Genomic DNA, 18,319 nt, shown 5'->3' with positions numbered 1-18,319 from the left:
GGTGGGTCAACATGCGCAGGAATCTACATTTGCGCTCTATTTGGTGCGCCCGACCCAATTAGACATGACGGTATAAAAACAGTCCTGTCTTTTTTTATTCCCCCGTTATGCTGATTAGTTGCGGAATTGGTCAAATACCGGATTTACTTCATTGGATTGAAATCATCCAAATGTCCTATACTCATTTGGTGACTTCCCTACTCGTTGTTTAAACAAACGAGCAAAGTGTTGAGGGTATTTAAACCCCAATTCAAGGGCTATTTGGCTAACCGATTTATCCTGATCAAATATTCTTTCTTTCGCTACGTCAATAACTTTGGATTGTATATAATCCTGGGCTGTTATACCAGTTTCTTTTTTTATCAGGTCGCCAAAATAATTGGGGGATAAATGCAATTCGTTAGCGCAATAAGCCACAGTAGGCAATCCAATAGTTTGTGGCTTATCAGATTCATAATACTCCTGCAACAAATTTTCAAACTTTTCTAAAATACCTTTATGTGTATTATCGCGGGTAATAAATTGCCGGTCGTAAAAACGAATACAATAGCTCAAAAACAATTCAATATTAGATACAATCAATCTTTTGCTATGCTTATCAATTGCATGAGTTAATTCATATTCAATTTTAGAAAAACAATCCAGTACAATATTCCTTTCACGTTCTGACAAGTGAAGTGCTTCGTTTGATTGATAACCAAAAAACGTATATTCCTGTATATGCCGTCCAAGCGAAGTTCCATGTATTAAATCCGCATGAAAGATTAGCGCATAACCCTTGGGCTGATAAATTTCTCCGTTACTATTAACTCCTGCAACCTGACCAGGGGCAAGGAATACTAATGTACCTTCCTGGTAATCATATGTATGGCGGCCATATACCAAATCACCACATTTTACATCCTTTAAAAAAATGGTATAGAAGCCGAAATACATCCGGGAGCCGCTCCTGGGACTTGCCTTAGACAAGTCAACCACACTTACCAGGGGATGTAATGTTTCATTATTATTGAATGCATTGTAATCGCTGACTGTTTCAAATCGTCGCATATTGTCCATGGCACAATGTTTTAACTATTTAAAGTTACATCATTTTGTGCTCCCCACTTTTCCATGGCATCCTAATCAGTAATATTGGTTGATATATCCGTAATCTGTATACTCCTTTAAAGAAATAAAGCTCGGACCTTTGTAAAATCAATATAAATAAATATGCAAAGCGTAACATTAAATAATGGTGTTGAAATGCCCATTTTGGGGTTTGGTGTTTTCCAGGTAACAGATTTGGCAGAATGTGAACGAAGTGTAGTTGATGCAATCGAAACGGGCTACCGGCTGATTGATACCGCTGCATCCTATGGAAATGAAGAAGCAGTAGGAAATGCCATCAAAAAAAGTGGTGTCCCAAGAGAAGATCTATTTATTACAACCAAACTTTGGATACAATCAAATGGTTATGAGGGTACAAAGAAGGCTTTTGAAAATTCGCTAAAAAGATTGCAATTAGATTACCTTGACCTGTATCTTATACATCAGCCTTTTGGTGACATATACGGGGAATGGAGAGCAATGGAGGAATTTCACAAAGAAGGACGGGTTAGAGCCATAGGCGTTAGCAATTTTCATCCTGACAGGCTTATTGACTTGATCATTCACAATGATATTGTTCCTGCGGTTAATCAGGTTGAAACTCATCCATTCCACCAGCAAATTGAAACACAGAAATTCTTACAGGAAAATCATGTACAAATAGAATCCTGGGGGCCATTTGCTGAAGGGAAAAATAATCTCTTTCATAATGAAATACTTGCTTCAATAGGCAAGAAGTATGGCAAGTCAATCGCCCAGGTTGTCATTCGCTGGCTTACGCAACGAGGTGTAGTAGCTATTCCAAAGTCAGTACGTAAAGAAAGAATGGAAGAAAACTTTAATAGCCTTGACTTCGAGCTAAGTTCAGAAGATATGGATGCTATCAAAAAATTAGATACAAACACAAGCAGCTTCTTTGACCACCGGGACCCGGCTATGGTAAAATGGCTGGGGGAAAGAAAATTAAATGTTTAATCTATTTAAAGGCTTTTAAATATGCAGAAAAGAATATTAGGCAAAAGTGGGTTGGAAGTATCCGCACTTGGATTGGGTTGTATGGGATTAAGTTTTGGTTACGGTCCGGCAACCGATAAACAGGCGGCGATCAATTTGATAAGAGCCGCATATGAAAAAGGTGTTACATTTTTTGATACTGCTGAAGCATATGGCCCTTTTACAAACGAAGAGTTGCTTGGTGAAGCATTGGAACCGTTTAGGAGTGAAGTAGTGATTGCCACAAAATTTGGTTTTAAAGAAGGAAACCCGCCTTTAGGCACAGATAGTCGCCCGGAAAACATCAGGGCTGTGGCAGAAGCTGCGTTGAAACGGTTGAGAACAGATGTGATTGATTTATTTTACCAACATCGTGTAGATATCAATGTGCCGATTGAAGAAGTGGCAGGAACCGTAAAGCAATTAATTCAGGAAGGAAAAGTAAAACACTTTGGTCTTTCGGAAGCCGGTGTTGCTACTATTCGTAAAGCGCATGCTGTTCAACCGGTAACTGCACTGCAAAGCGAATATTCATTGTGGTGGAGAGAGCCTGAGCATGAAATCCTACCCGCATTGGAAGAGTTGGGGATTGGCTTTGTACCTTTCAGCCCTTTGGGAAAAGGTTTTCTAACTGGTAAGATTGATGAAAATACATCGTTTGATAAAAGCGATTTCCGTAATACAGTTCCACGGTTTTCAGAAGAAAATAGAAAAGCCAACCAGGCATTGGTTGATCTGCTTGGCAAGATCGCAAAAGAAAGAAATGCAACGTCAGCACAAATTGCCCTTGCGTGGTTGCTATCACAAAAGCCCTGGATCGTGCCAATTCCGGGCACTACCAAACTGCACCGTTTAGAGGAAAACATTGCATCAGCAAACATCACTCTCAATCAAGCCGATCTCAAAGGAATCACCTCTGCCATTTCCGAAATTGACGTGCAGGGCGTTCGATATAACGAACAGGCGCAAAAAATGATTGACCGTTAGTTTAACCTTAAAGATACATATTCACCTAATAACATAAATCCACATGAAACTTTCCATTTTAAGTCTGTTTTGTATAATAATGATTGCTCAATGGTCGCATGCCCAACAGCGTAGCATTATCGACAGTAAAAATACAGAGCAGGAAATTATAAGTCTGTCAAAGAAAAAGTGGTCCTGGATGGCAGACAAGAACGTAGATTCTTTGAACGCATTATTTGATGAAAAATCCGTATTTGTTCATATGGGTGGAAGCTGGGGAAAAGACCCGGAAATCAATACAATCAAAACTGGAGGAATTTGGTACAAAAAGGCAGACATACACTCAGTTTCGGTAAATATTATTGGCAATACCGCCATCTTGCTAAACAATATTACATTGCTGGCAGTGGTTGGTGGAAATGAAGTAACCAATCCATTTATCGCTACAGAGGTATATATCAAAGAGAATGACAAATGGAAGTTGGGTTCATTGTCATTCACAAGGCTTCTTACTCCTAACAACACACCGCATTAAAAAGCATTTATGACAAACATGTTTTTGGCATTTATTCTTTTTATTTCAGCTTGTTCTACATCTGGCAAAAAGGATTCTGAGACGACAATGGACTCTACCTATTACCGGAACAAAATTTTAATTGTGTACTTATCTCGTACCAATAATACCAAGGTGATAGCTGAAATTATACACCAAAAGGTGGGTGGCACATTGGTGCCCCTCAAATTAGAAAAGCCTTATCCAGAAAACTATCAGGCAACGGTGCAACAAGTTGTGACGGAAAATGAAACCGGCTATCTCCCTCCACTAAAAACTAAAATTGATAGCATCCAAAATTATGATATTGTATTTCTTGGCTTTCCTACATGGGATATGAAAATGCCGCCACCAATGAAGAGTTTTTTGCATCAATATGACCTTAGTGGCAAAACAGTTATTCCTTTCAATACAAATGCAGGCTATGGTACGGGTAGCGGTTTTCAAACTGTAAAAGAATTATGTCCGAATAGCAAAGTATTGGAAGGTTTTGAAATTAAAGGTGGAGTGGAAAGGGACGGGATCTTTCTTTCTATAAAAAATGAAAGGAGAACAGAAGCAGAAAGAAAAGTTCAACAATGGTTAAAAAAAATAGGATTAATTAAAGAAACACCGTAAAGCGTTATTGGTGCCCTGCAAGTAAATCAATAAATTCAATTGGATGCTTATGTGTCAATTTAGAATAAACAAAAAAGGGTATAATCTTTTAATATTGCTTACCCTTTTTACATTTTTAACAGGCAGCGCACAAACCAAAACCGTTAAAAATAATGGGCCGTTGATTATTAAGGAGCAAGGCAGTTTTGCAGTGGGGGGTACGGTAATAACTGCTCCAGGTACATTTGATCCTATTAAACACGGCGCATTTAATCCAACCAACCAGCCTTCTGAGGGTCAGACACTGCATGGTGATCACGCTTATGTATTTTATCAAATACCAGAGAACGCCCGTAAACTACCTCTTGTATTCTGGCACGGCCACGGGCAGTCTGCAAAAACCTGGGAAACGACCCCTGATGGTCGTGAAGGATATCAGAACATTTTTCTGCGTCGCCGTTTCCCCGTTTATTTGATCGACCAGCCACGGCGAGGCAGGGCTGCACGTAGTACAAAACCTTTAAATATAACAGCTTCTCCGGATGAACAGCTATGGTTTGGAATTTTTCGCTTAGGAGCATACCCAAATTTTTATCCTGGAGTACAGTTCTCAAGAGATTCTGAAGCCTTGAACCAGTTCTTTCGTCAAATGATACCCAATACCGGTCCATATGATGCCCAGGTAAACATTGATGCCGTTTCGTCTTTGTTTGACAAAATAGGATCAGGTATTCTGCTTACACATTCACAAAGTGGTGGACCTGGTTGGCGCACGGCGATTAAGAATAGCAATGTAAAAGCGGTTATTTCATTTGAACCGGGAGGTGATTTTGTTTTTCCAGAAGGAGAAACACCTGATACTATAAAAGTGTCTGGCCGCACAATTACACCGCCCGTAGTACCAAGGGCTGATTTCATGAAACTCACAAAAATTCCGATCCTAATCTATTATGGAGATAATATTCCAACGCAGCCTTCCCAAAACCCTGGTCAGGAACAATGGCGGGTTTTTCTCGAGATAGCGGGAAAGTTTCGGGATGCTGTCAACCGGCATGGAGGTGATGTAACGCTTGTACACCTTCCGGATATCGGCATTAAGGGCAATACGCACTTTCCGATGTCTGATCTAAACAATTTGGAAATTGCTAATCATCTTTCCGAATTCCTGAAGAAGAAGGGGCTCGATTAAATTGTAACACTACAAAAGCTATTTGTATGAAGCAATTAAAGATTTTATTGCTATCTGGGCTTTTTTCAGTCGGTCTTGTCCAATTATCAAATGCACAGCAAAGCATGAGCGTGATACAGACATTAAATGCCAAAGAGCAAAATATAATTACTATTTCAGCCTTTACGGCAAAAGGAGATTTAGTAAAATTACAAAACGCCTTGACTAGTGGTTTAGATGCCGGATTAACTATAAATGACATTAAGGAGGTGCTGATTCACCTGTATGCCTATTGCGGTTTTCCCCGAAGCCTTCAGGGTATTAATACTTTAATGGCAGTGCTGGAAACAAGGAAAGCAAAAGGGATAACAGACAAACTTGGGAAACAGTCCACCCCTGTAAATGATGATGATAGTAAGTATATAAGAGGAAAAAATGTTTTAGAGGCGCTCACCGGACAACCTGAAAAAGAACCGAAAACTGGTTACGCAGCTTTCAGTCCGGTGATTGATACATTTTTGAAAGAACATTTATTTGCAGACATCTTTGGCCGGGATATTCTTACTTATTTAGAAAGGGAGATTGCTACGATATCTGCGCTAATCAGTCTTGGTGGCGTTGAACCGATGATGCAAGGTCACATGCGGATTGCCTTGCACCTTGGTATGACCGAATCTAAGATTGGGGAAATGGTCTCGTTAATTGAAACCAAGGTAGGAATAAAGGAAGCAAACGATGCTCGCCGTGTTTTATTGACAGTAACAAGCGGAGGTTCAGCACAAAAAGCCGCCGACACGATGGAAGCGAATGCGGATTTATTTAAGAAGGGAGTAAAAGCTCCAGCTTTGAATTTTACGGGTACTGCCTGGGTGAACATGCTGGTGCAGGCTCAAGAGGGCCTGGACTGTTCTGTTGGAGCTATAACGTTTGAACCAGGATCTAGGACCAATTGGCACAGTCACCCAGGCGGTCAGATTTTATTAATAACGGAAGGCGAAGGCTATTATCAGGAAAAAGGCCAGCCCAAAAGAGTAGTACAAAAAGGCGATGTAATCAAATGTCTTCCGGGAAAAGCACATTGGCATGGAGCTTTACCAGGTACAAAACTCACCCATATTGCCATTGGTCCGGACACTGAGAAAGGGAGTGCCGTATGGTTGCAACCTGTGACAGATCAAGAATACAATGACAGGTAGTTTTCTCATTAACTAAGGTATAGAAATTGAAGCAATTGTAAACTCAACTATCCAGTTATGAATCAAAACCAATTCAATAGGCACAAAGAAAATCCTTCCAACGAATCGAGAAGGAATTTTTTAAAACAATCAACGTTTCTTACCGCTCTTGCCATTGCCCCACCCCATTGGTAAAAGCGGCGAATCGCGCCTTGACGAAAAAGCAGCCATATATTTTGAAAAGCAAGCCCTGTCTCTGGAAGTGAATGGTACTAAATACAACCTTTCGATAGAACCTCGGGTGACCGTGACCTTACTGGATCTCCTGAGGGATCAGTTGTCCTTTACAGGTACTAAAAAAGGGCATTGAATCCGAATAACGACTCTCCCCTTTCCTTTATTGAAAAACGCCCTTTATAGCTGCCTGGTTACACCATAAAGAGGTACTTACAAATGTATCCGATCGCACATTTTTCTGTGGAGCCGGACTTAAATGAAATAACTGACAAATAAACTTCGATTTCCCAACGCAATTTTGCGTGATGCCATTTTCCTTAACACGTTTTAAGGGAAGCAAATGGCCGGGGCATAAGCTGGGGATTGGCTCGGCAGCAGTACCCAAAATGACTTCCTTTTTGGATACAACTCCATCTCATCTGGATACATTTCCCTGCTATAAGCAGGTGACCTTTGCCATAAATAAAAATGAATTGTATGAGCAACCTGAAGCAGGTAAAATTAGGAAGCCAGGGACTTATCGTTCCAACTATTGGTCTTGGCTGTATGGGTATGACAGAAATGATGGGAAAGCCAGTCTATGGAAAATCGGACGAAAAAGAAGCTATTTCCACCATCCACCGCTCCTTTGAATTAGGTGGTAATTTCCTGGACACTGCAGATCTTTATGGTCCTTTTAGGAATGAGCAGCTAATTTCCAAAGCTATTGAGGGCAAAAGAGGCCAATACATCATTGCCACAAAGTTTGGCTTTGGGTTCGATGATAACGGGCAAAGCATAGGCAGGATCAATGGCAGCAGGAACTATGTTAAGAAAGCAGCGGAGCGTTCATTAAAAAACCTGAACACGGATTATATTGACCTCTATTACCTCCACCGCCTGGACAGAAATACACCCATTGAAGAGACTGTGGAAGCTATGGCAGAACTGGTAAAAGAAGGCAAGGTTCGTTATATCGGTCTTTCCGAAGTGGGCTCTGAAACTATAAGAAGGGCACACAACATTCATCCACTCACGGCCGTACAAACAGAATACTCGCTGTTTGAAAGGCAGGTGGAAGAATTAAGTATTTTGGAAACACTGAAAGAATTGGGCATCGGCTTTGTTGCCTATTCGCCGTTAGGAAGAGGATTTATATCGGGCGAAATTCAACATCCTGAAGATATACCCGCCGATGATTTCAGAAGGTATTTGCCCCGGTTTCAGGGCGAGCAGTTTTACAAGAACATTGAATTGCTCGATGAAGTAAAACGAATGGCCCGGGAAAAGCAGGTTACTCCATCCCAGTTGGCGATAGCCTGGGTAATTGCAAAAGGACATGTCCCTATTCCCGGAACAAAGCGGGTAAAGTATGTGGAGCAGAATATCGCTGCTGCAAATATGGAGCTTAGCGCAGAAGACGTAGCCCGCCTGGAAGCCATAATTCCCCTGGGAACTGAAACCGGAGACAGATATGCCGATATGAAAGATGTTAACTTATAACAAAAGTGGGTAAAATTTACGCTTACCCACTACCTTTGATCATTATCCATGCAAAGTAACAAACATCATATTATTAATTCCATTTCAGAATTTCACTCCTCATGGAACCTGAAAAAGCCAGCGCATCCTTTGGTCAGTGTGGTGAAACTGGATGATGTTAATACCGAAGATGGTAATGCTGTGGAAACGATTGTCCATAATTTTTACACCGTTTTTTTGAAGAAGAACTTTGATGGAAAAATCAGGTATGGACAGCAGTACTATGATTTTGACAACGGCACAATGGCCTTTTATGCACCTAAGCAATGCATAAAAATAGAAGGCTATACACCCACTAAATTAGAGGGGTGGATACTCGCTTTCCATCCTGATTTTCTTCACGGCTATCCGCTTGCAAAAAAAATTAAGGAGTACGGTTTTTTCTCTTATGCCACAAACGAAGCCTTACATGTTTCGGAAAAAGAAGAAGCGATTGTTTCCGGAATAATGCAAAACCTGCAATCAGAAATTGAAGCCATCATAGATGGTTATACACAAGACGTCGTTGTTGCTCACATTGATCTTTTATTAAATTACTGCAATCGTTTCTATAACCGCCAGTTCATTACCAGGAAGAAAGTGTCCAACGATTTGATAGCAAAGTTTGAAGAGCTGCTGATCGCCTACTTAAAAGATGATAGTTACAATTCAACAGCGTTGCCGACAGTTCAATATTTTGCGGAAAGACTTTTCGTTTCGCCTCATTATTTAAATGATATGATGAAAAACCTGACAGGACAAACCACACAGCATCATATCCACAATCACCTTATTGAGAAAGCCAAGGTTTTACTGACGACGACTAATTTATCCGTGAGTGAAATAGCTTATCAATTAGGGTTTGAGTACCCTCAGTCGTTCAATAAGCTATTTAAGAATAAAACGAGCGTAACCCCGTTACAATTCAGGCAATCCTTTAACTGAACCTATGGGCTGATTTCATAAGCTTCGGTATTCCTTTGGGGTATGGCCTACCTGTTGCTTAAAGAAGCGAATAAAGTGCTGCGGATATTTAAAGCCTAATTCATAAGCAACGTCATTGATCGACTTGTCGGGAGTGAATATTTTTTCCTTTGCCACTTCTATTACCTTGGCTTGTATATGATCCAATGCTGTTTTGCCGGTTTCTTTTTTAATAAGATCGCCAAAATAGTTGGCAGAAAGATGCAGGTCGTTGGCAAAAAAGGCAACCGAAGGAACGCCATCCGTTTGTAGTTTATCCGAATTGAAATATTCATTCAACAGCCCCTCGAATTTTTCAACGATACCCGCATTCGCATGGTCTCTGGTAATAAATTGACGGTCATAAAATCGCACACAATAGTTTAGGAACAATTCAAGATTTGATACAATGAGTTTTTTGCTATGCTTATCGATAGCATGTTTTATCTCATAATCAATCTTTCGGAAGCACTCAAACACAATTTCTCTTTCCTGATCGGAAAGATGCAGCGCCTCATGCACGTCGTAAGAAAAGAAGTTGTAATCTTTCATTGACCGGGCAAGCGAGGTGCCGCGTAATAGATCGGCATGAAACAAAAGGGCATGACCTTTTGGCTGGTAATCCTTTCCATCAATGTCTTCAACGGTCAGGACCTGGCCGGGTGCAATAAATACCAATGTGCCTGCCTGGTAATCATAATTGCTTCTTCCGTATCGCAAAGAACAGGGTTTCTCAGTCTTAAAAAATACAATGTATAAGTCGTAAGTAATGGCTTGTCCGGCAGGTAGCAGGGTATATGTTTTTGAAAAGTCAATGACGCTCACCAGCGGATGGAAGGTTTCAGCCCCAAACATTTCATTGTATTGGTTAACAGTATGTATGTTAATCACTTTTTTCATGTTAATGCATTTACCTGGTCAAAGATAACATTTCCCGGGTGTACTGATCCGTAGCGACTGTCAAATCAGTAAAACTGGTAATTAAACCCGGAAACGGGGTTATAAATGGCCGGGTCGCCCGGGATATCTTTGTACAGTAAAAAAAGAGGATATAACAAATAATATAAAAAGTAGAAATAGAATGAAAACAATGCCAAAATTTATAGCAGCAGCCATAACTATAATGCTACTTATAGCTGCCTGCCACACCAACAATACAGGTAATACTGCACCCACCGGGAAGGATACTCTTGTTGCACCTACTGAAATTATTGGAAAGACTGGCTTTATTGCATTTCCGGGAGGAGTAAAGGTAGAAGAGAATTTTCTTTCAGATACCACCCTTCACTGGAAATATACTGATGCCAATGGAACTGCAACCCAGGAAGATGAGCATATAAGCTACAAAAAAATAAATGACAGCCTGTACTTTATTAACTGGATTGAAAAAAGCGGCCTGACTGTTAGCCAGATACTTGATCTTAAAAAAGGAACGGCCACAGCCTTCACAAGCCGGTTTGATGAAAAAAGTGACAGGGGACAAAGGTCATCACTATTTCTGGAAGGCAGTTTCGAGGTAAAATAATAAACAGGTAATCTTCAAAAAAACGTAATTAAAAATTCAAAAAAAATGATCGTCTCAATTGTTTATGACAGCGGTTATGGTCACACTGCAAAGCAGGCAGAAGCTGTAGCGAAAGGCGCACGTCAGGTAAGTGGAGCAGAGGTAACTCTTATTCCGGTGTCAGAAAAAAACATCCCTTGGGAAGCCCTGGAAAAAAGTGATGCTATCATCTTCGGATCGCCTACTTACAACGGCCTTATTAGCGCAAGGCTCAAACAGTTTTTTGAGGACTCAACCCGTACTGCCTGGACGGAATTAAAGTGGCGCAACAAGATTGCCGCAGGATTCAGCAATTCAGGGGCGCAGAATGGAGACAAGTTAAACTCGTTGATGTCTATAGCTTTGTTTGCTGCGCAGCATGGAATGATATGGGTAGGACTTGATTTGCATCCTGCTGATCCAAACAGTACAGCGACTACAAAAAATTTAAATCGGTTAGGAAGTTGGCTGGGGGCTATGGCACAATCGGATAATGCCAGTCCGGAAATTACACCCGGTGGAAGCGATCTTAAAACAGCAGAATACCTGGGAAAGAGAGTCGCAGAAATTACTTCGCGTTTAACTAACCGGTCAGAAAAACTACCAGGTTCAGATAGCAAGGCTAAGCAACTCGTTTAAAACTGGACTAAAGAAAAATAAAATCATGAATAATCTACCATCAATAGCATTGGGCACCTGGTCATGGGGCATTGGCGCAGCGGGTGGCGATCAGGTTTTTGGAAACAACCTTACAGCAGAAAATTTAAAGCCTGTTTTTGATGAAGCCCAGAAAGCAGGGCTTAACCTTTGGGACACCGCAGCTGTTTACGGAATGGGTTCTTCAGAGACTATTCTTGGAGAATTTGTTAAGCGGTATCCTCGTCAACAGATCATTTTATCTACCAAATTCACTCCACAGATTGCGGATAATTCAGCAAACCCTGTTGAGAAAATGTTGAATGAAAGTCTCAAACGCCTCGGAACAAATTATATAGACATCTACTGGATACACAATCCGCATGATGTTGAAAAATGGACACCTCAACTAATACCATTGTTGAAAAGTGGAAAAATAAAGCAGGTCGGCGTATCCAACCACAATCTTGATCAAATCAAACAGGCAAATAGCATTTTGGCAAAAGAAGGATTTAAGATTTCCGCTGTTCAAAACCATTACAGCCTATTATACCGTTCATCCGAAGAAACAGGCATTATTGATTACTGCAGCGTGAACGATATCACCTTCTTCGCATATATGGTTTTAGAGCAGGGGGCCTTAACCGGAAAATACAATAGTCAAAATCCGTTGCCGGAAGGTAGTGGAAGAGCTAACAGCTATAATAAGGTACTCCCCCAACTGGAAGAGCTAACCAATGCGATGAAAGCGATTGGTGAGAGTAAAAATGCTTCAGTTGCCCAAGTTGCCATGGCATGGGCCATTGCTAAAAAAACACTACCTATAATAGGAGTAACAAAAGTGTCGCAAGTAGAAGATGCTGTAATGGTCTCCAAAATTAAATTGTCTCCGCAGGAGATAAAAAGTATAGAGAGCCTTGCTGCCAAAGCCGGAGTTGACACCCGTGGTTCCTGGGAAAAGGCGATGGTATAAAAGGGAGAAAATCAGAAGAAATACCCATTCATACTACCAATTTAAAATTAAAAAAATGAACCGGATTATTTTAAACATTACTTGCGAACTCGACAAAGTCCCTAACATTGATGTATTACTTCCGAAAGAATTTGCGAGAGGAGAAGAGTTGAAGCAAGAGGGCGTTTTAGAACATTTATTCTTAAAAGATAACAGGATGGGCGCTGTATTAGTTTTTAAGGACGTTGACGAAGCAAGAGCCCAAAAAATAGCTACTTCATTCCCCCTATTTAAATATTTCGAGATCGACTACATTATTGCAGATAAGCTATACTAAAATAAAGTAGCCGTACACAAACAGCATTTATTTATAAGGAACGGCTGTTTTTACTATTTCCGGTCGCATTTACGACCATGCATTAACAAAATGAAAAATCAATGAATCAGCAAACAACAAAAACAGTACTGTGTGTAGTTACGAGCAATAGTGTAAAAGGCAAAAGCGGTCAACCTACAGGCTTTTGGTTGAGCGAGTTGACGCACGCATTGGAACAACTGGAAAAAGCCGGACTACAATACGAACTGGCTTCTGTAAAGGGGGGCGAACCACCCGTTGACCAGGTGAGTATGGACATGAAAGATCCGATTAATGCGCGCTATTGGAATGACCCAAAATTTCAGGCAGCCCTAAAGAATACACTGAGTATGGAGAAAGTAGAGACAGCAAAATATTCGGCTGTATTTTATGCAGGTGGTCACGGCACGATGTGGGATTTTGCAGATAGCAAAGGAATACAAAAAGTAACCCGTGAGATTTATGAAGCAGGTGGAGTTGTTTCTGCTGTATGTCATGGTCCGGCTTCTTTAGTGAATGTAAAACTCAGTGACGGTTCCTATTTGATTGCAGGTAAAAAGCTGGCGGCATTTACGAACAATGAAGAAGCGGAAGTGCAGGCTACAGATATTGTTCCATTTTTGTTGGAAACCGCATTGATCAATCACGGCGCTACGCATCAGGCAGCACCCAACTGGACTAAAAATGTTGTGGTAGATGGCCGGTTGGTAACGGGCCAAAATCCTGCATCGGCTGCAGGTGTTGGCGAAGCAGTAGCCAAAATGTTATTGAGTCATTAGTCATTAGTCATTCCAACAGCGCAACATTTAAGTAATAATAATTAAAAAATCAAAAAATGAAAAGAGTACAAGTTAACATCATCAATTATCTTAACAAAATTACTAACTTACAAGAGCTTATGCCTAAAGAATTTGCTGTGGTTGGTCAATGGAAAGAACAAGGAATTCTGGAGCATCTTTATGTTAAAGATGACAATACAGGCGCTTTTCTGGTATTTAAAGATACTGATGAAGCGAGAGTTAAAGAATTAATTTCGACATTGCCGATGTTTAAATACTTTGACAACGTTGTTTATTCATCTACAGAGATGCAATTTTAGATGTTCCTTTGAAATGGCGAAATTTCATTCTCACCGGTAGAAGGTGATATAAACAAATTGATTGATGAGGTGTATAAGAAAAAATACAGAGAGAGCCCTTATTGGTCACCAATGATCAGTAAGCATACTCGCGCTGCTACAATAAATATTATACTAAAATAGATTTGGCGATTGCAAGGACTTAATACCCTTTTGACTTTATATATCCTACCCGTTTTAATAACTACTTTAAGAGCGTAACCAGAACAACCTTTACTTGCTTCGCTACAATTGTTTGAAATTCTTAATAATTGGTTTGATAGTTTTTACAAGGCATTGGAAGATATGAAAGACCTTTGAATAAGTGAATATTAAACCGAAAGAACATGAAAAACAAGGATACAACCCATCAATCTGACCGGGACATTTTTGATAGAATGAAGGCTGGAGAACCCATCCGGCTGGATGACCCCCAATATTTCAAAGTGCTGGAGGTGGTGAACCGTACAATAGCGCTATCTGCCAGCCTCAACACTTCTACCAACGTTGACCAGATAAGGCAGCAGTTAAGCAATATAACCGGCCAGCAAATTGATGAAAGCACCGTTGTGTTTGCTCCGTTCTACACCAACTTTGGCCGGTTTACACAGATTGGCAAAAATGTATTTATTAACCATGCATGCTCATTTCTGGACATGGGGGGAATTACAATAGAGGATGAAGTGCTATTAGGACCAAGAGTTAATCTCGTAACCGAAAATCACCCATTAGATCCGGCCGACAGAAGAGCACTCATCTGTAAGCCCATCCTCATAAAAAGAAAAGCATGGGTCGGTGCAGCAGCTACCATATTGCCTGGAATAACAATAGGTGAAAACGCGGTCGTTGCAGCTGGAGCAGTAGTAACAACTGATGTTCCAGCTAATACAATTGTTGGTGGCGTTCCTGCCAAAATCATCAAATCAATCCATTAAACAAAATCAAAATGAATTTTAATAAGAGCTTTATAGCTGCATTCCTGATAATATTGGGACTGGCTTGTAATGAAAATCCAAACACTCAAAAAACAGAAAAAATGGTACAAGAAGAAAACAAAGAATATTTAACCTTTACACTAAGCGATAAGGTAACAAAGGAAAATGTTCATTACAAAAACAGGTACGGAATTACCATTGCCGCAAATCTATATATCCCCAAAAACATTGACAAGACTAAAAAATATGCCGCTTTGGTATTGAGTGGTCCTTTCGGTGCGGTAAAAGAGCAATCTTCAGGATTGTATGCAAATGAATTGGCCTCCAGGGGGTTTGTAACATTGGCTTTTGACCCTTCGTTCACAGGTGAAAGTGGCGGGGATGTTCGCAATGTAGCTTCACCGGATATCTTCACCGAAGACTTTAGTGCGGCAGTCGATTACATTGGACTGCTACCTATAGTTGACCGCAACCGGATAGGCGTGATGGCTATTTGCGGCCTGGGTGGCATGGCATTGACAGCAGCAGCCAGTGATTCCCGGATCAAAGCCATAGCCACAGCTTCCATGTATGATATGTCGCGAAGTATAAGCAAGGGTTATAAAGATTATTACACAAAGGAACAACGCCATAAACTGATTGATTATTTGAGTCAACAACGATGGATTGATGCAGAAAACGGAAAATATTCATTGGGGTTGCATGAAATTCCTTTAGACGAAAAGGGCAATATTGTAAAAGGCGACCATTTAATGCCTGAAAAACTGCCACAGAATCCGAACCCAATTCTTGCAGATTTCTATAGTTATTACAAGACAAAACGTGGTTACCACCCAAGGTCAATCAACTCTACTTCTGCCTGGACGGCTACAACACCAATGTCTTTTTTCAGTTTCCCGATGATGACAAATATTGAAATGATTTCGCCTCGTCCTATTATGCTGGTTGCGGGGGAGAAAGCACATTCCCGTTACTATTCAGAAGATGCTTATAAGATGGCTGCCGAGCCAAAGGAACTGGTGATTGTGCCAGGAGCAACCCATTGCGATTTATACGACAAGGTTAACCTGATACCATTTGATAAGCTGGAAGCTTTTTTCAACAAGTACCTAAAAGCGAGTCAATCAAATATTTCTACTTTACAGATTTCTTGATTTAGGTCAACCTACTATATCCCTATTTTTTTGTATTGAGTAAACCCTAAACTGAATCCATCCCTGATCAATAATAAAGTTCATTCGGAATGAAATTGAGTGGAGTAGCAATATCGCTGGCTGATGAACGTAATGCAATATTTTTTTATATTGTATACTGTAAAATTAAACTCGCAATGAAAACCAAAATTTTAATTTATAAAAATGGGCATTTTTACGACAACCCGAATGGGCAACGAATAGAATTGCAGGAAGGTGCTCAAATTCGTATTGAAGCTGAAGAAAACTGTTTCATTGAGGCACAACCAGCAGGCACTTGGCCTGTTGAACAAAAAGATAGCAAACAGAAATCTACTGAGATAGCTAACGATTCAAAGATTGAAAAGTCTGAAAAAATTTTAAGCAGAGGTTCATTTCTTTACTTTAAAATACCACATAGCAACAAAAAATATGAATTTAAAGTTGAGTTGCTTGAAGATTTATACATGGTTAAGAAGAAGAATAGAAAAAAAAGCGATTCTGTTTTATATGACTGCACTTGCGTTACTAAAGAAGAAATCACCAATAATTTAGAGTTTTTCGAAGAAGTCTTTGCCAAATCATTGAACGAACTGCATAAAAATACTTTTGTACATTTTTTTGGTAATGACGGAAATCCAGCCTGCAATGCAATTGACAGATTTTACGAGAAACCAGGGGAAGAAGGCTTATCTCTAAGACGGTATCGAAAAAGAAACAACTCGGAACCCAATTTATTTACATAAAACAAGATCCAATAAATTATAGTATACGATAAATAACTCTTTATTATAAACCCATTTTTTAAATCGTGCTTTTTTTTCAGATCATCATTAGAAACTGCCTTCGTTGTTATTCGTCGGAAGTCAATTTCTCAATATCATCAAGGTCTTTATGTCGACCAGCTGCTTTTTTTGCCTCTATGAGGTTGTTTAAATGTATAAATCTGATTTTTAAACCTTCTTCTTCAAATAATTGAGCTTGAGAAAATGCATAATTGAATTCAACGCCTTTTAGTTCTGTAATTATATCAATACTCACAGGAGGTCTGCCATAAGAAAAAACATCTGCACTATTTACATCTAAAAACTTTTCTTCGGTCATATCAAAAAGAGGCAAGCGGAATTCATGAAAGGCTCTTGCCAGTTTATAATAATTTTCTTTAGTACGGTTTACCCAAATATCCATATCGCCAGTGACCCTTCTGTATCCGTGCAGAATTACTGCATAACCCCCGACCAGAATATATTCTACATTATGGTTATTCAAGGCTCGAATAAAATCCCGAAAATCATCATTAAAAACGTTGCCCATTAATTGTTCATTTTTCTAATCGAAAAAAAACTCTTATCCAATCTAGGCTGATTCGACATACTGAAACCGTAGGCTTGTGAAATAAGATAATAAGCTTGACGTAATCGTTCAGCATATGGAGTGTCTTTGCTGAATTTATTCGATGCATCCGCTTCGCCAAAAGTCTGTATCCGAAAAGCATTTCTGTCAAATTTATAGTCTGCCATAAATTCTGTTGTTTTTAAATGTACAAACTATGGAGGTTTCCGCGAAGAGATTGAGATTAATTTAACGAAAAAAGCCCCTCGACATTCGAGAGGCTTCTTAATTAAGTGCCCAGGACTGGATTCGAACCAGCACACCCTTGCGAGCGCTGCGACCTGAACACAGTGCGTCTACCAATTTCGCCACCTGGGCATTTCAGATCTATTGTAAAAATTAGAAAAGAACTTGTTGATTTCCCGAACCTTCCCGCTTTTCAGCGGTGTGTCTTTTTAAATTCGGGTTGCAAAGATAACCGTAAATCTTAAACAGCCAAAAAATTGACAAAAATTTTATCAGAAAAAACTGACTATCAGCAGCCCACACCCGCCTGGCACTCCCCTTTTTGGAAAGAACCTTTATAAATGATAATTTACTTCCCATGAGCATCCTGTTACACAATCCGGAAAATCTTTTTCCGCCTTATCGCAACTACAGCCACGCCGTTGAAGTAAAAGCCAATTCAAACCTTTTATTCCTCAGCGGCCTCAATGGCTACCTGCCCAATGGTATTGATATGCCGAATTCATTCGAAGACCAGGCCGATCTTATCTGGCAACATATGGGCGCCCTCCTCGCCTCGGCTGGTATGAGTTACCAAAACATTGTCTCCCTCCGGTTTTACCTGGCCCACCCGTCCTTTGACGAAGCCAATGTAAAGATCCTGCAGAAATACCTCGGCAGCCATGCCCCTGCCCGTACCGTAATTTGTTGCCAGTTACTCGAGAAAAAGTGGAAATTGGAAATTGAAGCCGTGGCGGCCAAATAAAGCCCCACTTCGCAACTTTCAATAAATGGATCAACAGGGGTTTTG

Annotated in this window: 23 protein-coding genes and 1 tRNA gene; 19 read left to right on the top strand and 5 right to left on the bottom strand. The window is 40.2% G+C overall.

Annotated features, from left to right (window positions below):
• Nucleotides 1-162 precede the first annotated feature (162 nt).
• On the bottom strand, nucleotides 163-1,059 hold the full coding sequence (locus A3860_RS30520; protein ID WP_081153840.1) for a helix-turn-helix domain-containing protein: 897 nt from the start codon (nucleotides 1,057-1,059) through the stop codon (nucleotides 163-165).
• A 153-nt stretch (nucleotides 1,060-1,212) separates the two neighbouring features.
• Between A3860_RS30520 and A3860_RS30515 the strand changes: the two genes are divergently transcribed.
• From A3860_RS30515 to A3860_RS30475, 8 genes are all read left to right on the top strand, one after another.
• A complete protein-coding gene (locus tag A3860_RS30515; protein ID WP_081153838.1) occupies nucleotides 1,213-2,064 on the top strand; it encodes an aldo/keto reductase in 852 nt (283 codons plus the stop codon).
• Nucleotides 2,065-2,085: 21 nt separating this feature from the next.
• Nucleotides 2,086-3,069, top strand: a complete 984-nt coding sequence (locus tag A3860_RS30510; RefSeq protein WP_081153836.1) for an aldo/keto reductase — start codon at nucleotides 2,086-2,088, stop codon at nucleotides 3,067-3,069.
• A 43-nt stretch (nucleotides 3,070-3,112) separates the two neighbouring features.
• Nucleotides 3,113-3,583: a nuclear transport factor 2 family protein gene (locus A3860_RS30505; RefSeq protein ID WP_081153835.1), complete on the top strand. Its 471-nt coding sequence runs from the start codon at nucleotides 3,113-3,115 to the stop codon at nucleotides 3,581-3,583.
• Nucleotides 3,584-3,592: 9 nt separating this feature from the next.
• On the top strand, nucleotides 3,593-4,219 hold the full coding sequence (locus A3860_RS30500; RefSeq protein ID WP_081153833.1) for a flavodoxin family protein: 627 nt from the start codon (nucleotides 3,593-3,595) through the stop codon (nucleotides 4,217-4,219).
• Between the two features lie 49 nt (nucleotides 4,220-4,268).
• On the top strand, nucleotides 4,269-5,387 hold the full coding sequence (locus A3860_RS30495) for an alpha/beta hydrolase (protein WP_081153852.1): 1,119 nt from the start codon (nucleotides 4,269-4,271) through the stop codon (nucleotides 5,385-5,387).
• Nucleotides 5,388-5,413: 26 nt separating this feature from the next.
• Nucleotides 5,414-6,562: a carboxymuconolactone decarboxylase family protein gene (locus A3860_RS30490; RefSeq protein WP_081153831.1), complete on the top strand. Its 1,149-nt coding sequence runs from the start codon at nucleotides 5,414-5,416 to the stop codon at nucleotides 6,560-6,562.
• Between the two features lie 693 nt (nucleotides 6,563-7,255).
• A complete protein-coding gene (locus A3860_RS30480; RefSeq protein WP_081153827.1) occupies nucleotides 7,256-8,260 on the top strand; it encodes an aldo/keto reductase in 1,005 nt (334 codons plus the stop codon).
• Nucleotides 8,261-8,308: 48 nt separating this feature from the next.
• A complete protein-coding gene (locus tag A3860_RS30475) occupies nucleotides 8,309-9,223 on the top strand; it encodes a helix-turn-helix domain-containing protein (protein ID WP_081153825.1) in 915 nt (304 codons plus the stop codon).
• Between the two features lie 15 nt (nucleotides 9,224-9,238).
• Here A3860_RS30475 and A3860_RS30470 read toward each other — a convergent pair whose 3' ends face one another.
• Nucleotides 9,239-10,141, bottom strand: a complete 903-nt coding sequence (locus A3860_RS30470; protein ID WP_081153823.1) for a helix-turn-helix domain-containing protein — start codon at nucleotides 10,139-10,141, stop codon at nucleotides 9,239-9,241.
• 190 nt (nucleotides 10,142-10,331) lie between these two features.
• Between A3860_RS30470 and A3860_RS30465 the strand changes: the two genes are divergently transcribed.
• From A3860_RS30465 to A3860_RS30425, 10 genes are all read left to right on the top strand, one after another.
• On the top strand, nucleotides 10,332-10,766 hold the full coding sequence (locus A3860_RS30465) for a MoaF-related domain-containing protein (protein ID WP_216823545.1): 435 nt from the start codon (nucleotides 10,332-10,334) through the stop codon (nucleotides 10,764-10,766).
• 45 nt (nucleotides 10,767-10,811) lie between these two features.
• Nucleotides 10,812-11,423, top strand: a complete 612-nt coding sequence (locus A3860_RS30460; RefSeq protein WP_081153819.1) for a flavodoxin family protein — start codon at nucleotides 10,812-10,814, stop codon at nucleotides 11,421-11,423.
• A 25-nt stretch (nucleotides 11,424-11,448) separates the two neighbouring features.
• The gene (locus A3860_RS30455; protein ID WP_081153817.1) at nucleotides 11,449-12,393 is read left to right on the top strand and encodes an aldo/keto reductase; all 945 of its coding nucleotides are present in this window, start codon (nucleotides 11,449-11,451) and stop codon (nucleotides 12,391-12,393) included.
• Nucleotides 12,394-12,448: 55 nt separating this feature from the next.
• Complete coding sequence (locus A3860_RS30450; RefSeq protein WP_081153815.1) at nucleotides 12,449-12,709, top strand: hypothetical protein; 261 nt, start codon at nucleotides 12,449-12,451, stop codon at nucleotides 12,707-12,709.
• A 101-nt stretch (nucleotides 12,710-12,810) separates the two neighbouring features.
• The gene (locus A3860_RS30445) at nucleotides 12,811-13,506 is read left to right on the top strand and encodes a type 1 glutamine amidotransferase domain-containing protein (RefSeq protein ID WP_081153813.1); all 696 of its coding nucleotides are present in this window, start codon (nucleotides 12,811-12,813) and stop codon (nucleotides 13,504-13,506) included.
• Nucleotides 13,507-13,562: 56 nt separating this feature from the next.
• Nucleotides 13,563-13,826, top strand: coding sequence for a muconolactone Delta-isomerase family protein (locus A3860_RS30440; RefSeq protein ID WP_081153811.1), 264 nt, complete (start codon nucleotides 13,563-13,565; stop codon nucleotides 13,824-13,826).
• Between the two features lie 21 nt (nucleotides 13,827-13,847).
• Complete coding sequence (locus A3860_RS42380) at nucleotides 13,848-13,988, top strand: DUF2255 family protein (protein WP_143774335.1); 141 nt, start codon at nucleotides 13,848-13,850, stop codon at nucleotides 13,986-13,988.
• Nucleotides 13,989-14,191: 203 nt separating this feature from the next.
• Nucleotides 14,192-14,779 (top strand): DapH/DapD/GlmU-related protein, encoded by a 588-nt coding sequence (locus A3860_RS30435; protein ID WP_081153809.1) that lies wholly within the window; start codon nucleotides 14,192-14,194, stop codon nucleotides 14,777-14,779.
• An 11-nt stretch (nucleotides 14,780-14,790) separates the two neighbouring features.
• Nucleotides 14,791-15,933 carry an alpha/beta hydrolase gene (locus A3860_RS30430; protein ID WP_173820284.1) on the top strand — a complete coding sequence of 381 codons (1,143 nt, stop codon included), beginning with the start codon at nucleotides 14,791-14,793 and terminating at the stop codon, nucleotides 15,931-15,933.
• A 176-nt stretch (nucleotides 15,934-16,109) separates the two neighbouring features.
• Nucleotides 16,110-16,697: a hypothetical protein gene (locus A3860_RS30425; RefSeq protein ID WP_158085413.1), complete on the top strand. Its 588-nt coding sequence runs from the start codon at nucleotides 16,110-16,112 to the stop codon at nucleotides 16,695-16,697.
• Nucleotides 16,698-16,803: 106 nt separating this feature from the next.
• On the opposite strand, the gene A3860_RS30420 is transcribed toward A3860_RS30425, so the two are convergent.
• The 3 genes from A3860_RS30420 to A3860_RS30410 all read right to left on the bottom strand — a co-directional run bounded on the left by A3860_RS30420 (nucleotide 16,804) and on the right by A3860_RS30410 (nucleotide 17,661).
• Entirely contained in the window at nucleotides 16,804-17,265 is a 462-nt protein-coding gene (locus A3860_RS30420) for a DUF6036 family nucleotidyltransferase (protein WP_081153805.1), read from the bottom strand.
• Nucleotides 17,265-17,471 (bottom strand): hypothetical protein, encoded by a 207-nt coding sequence (locus A3860_RS30415; RefSeq protein ID WP_081153803.1) that lies wholly within the window; start codon nucleotides 17,469-17,471, stop codon nucleotides 17,265-17,267. Before A3860_RS30415 ends, A3860_RS30420 begins: the two co-directional genes overlap by 1 nt.
• Nucleotides 17,472-17,577: 106 nt before the next feature.
• Nucleotides 17,578-17,661: transfer RNA gene (locus tag A3860_RS30410), tRNA-Leu, on the bottom strand.
• A gap of 226 nt (nucleotides 17,662-17,887) precedes the next feature.
• Between A3860_RS30410 and A3860_RS30400 the strand changes: the two genes are divergently transcribed.
• A complete protein-coding gene (locus A3860_RS30400) occupies nucleotides 17,888-18,274 on the top strand; it encodes a RidA family protein (protein ID WP_081153799.1) in 387 nt (128 codons plus the stop codon).
• Nucleotides 18,275-18,319: the final 45 nt, after the last annotated feature.

It is taken from the genome of Niastella vici (assembly GCF_002077945.1).
GTDB classification, from domain to species: Bacteria; Bacteroidota; Bacteroidia; order Chitinophagales; family Chitinophagaceae; genus Niastella; species Niastella vici.
Note: the sequence above shows the minus strand (reverse complement) of the source record. Positions and strands in the feature narration are given on the sequence as shown.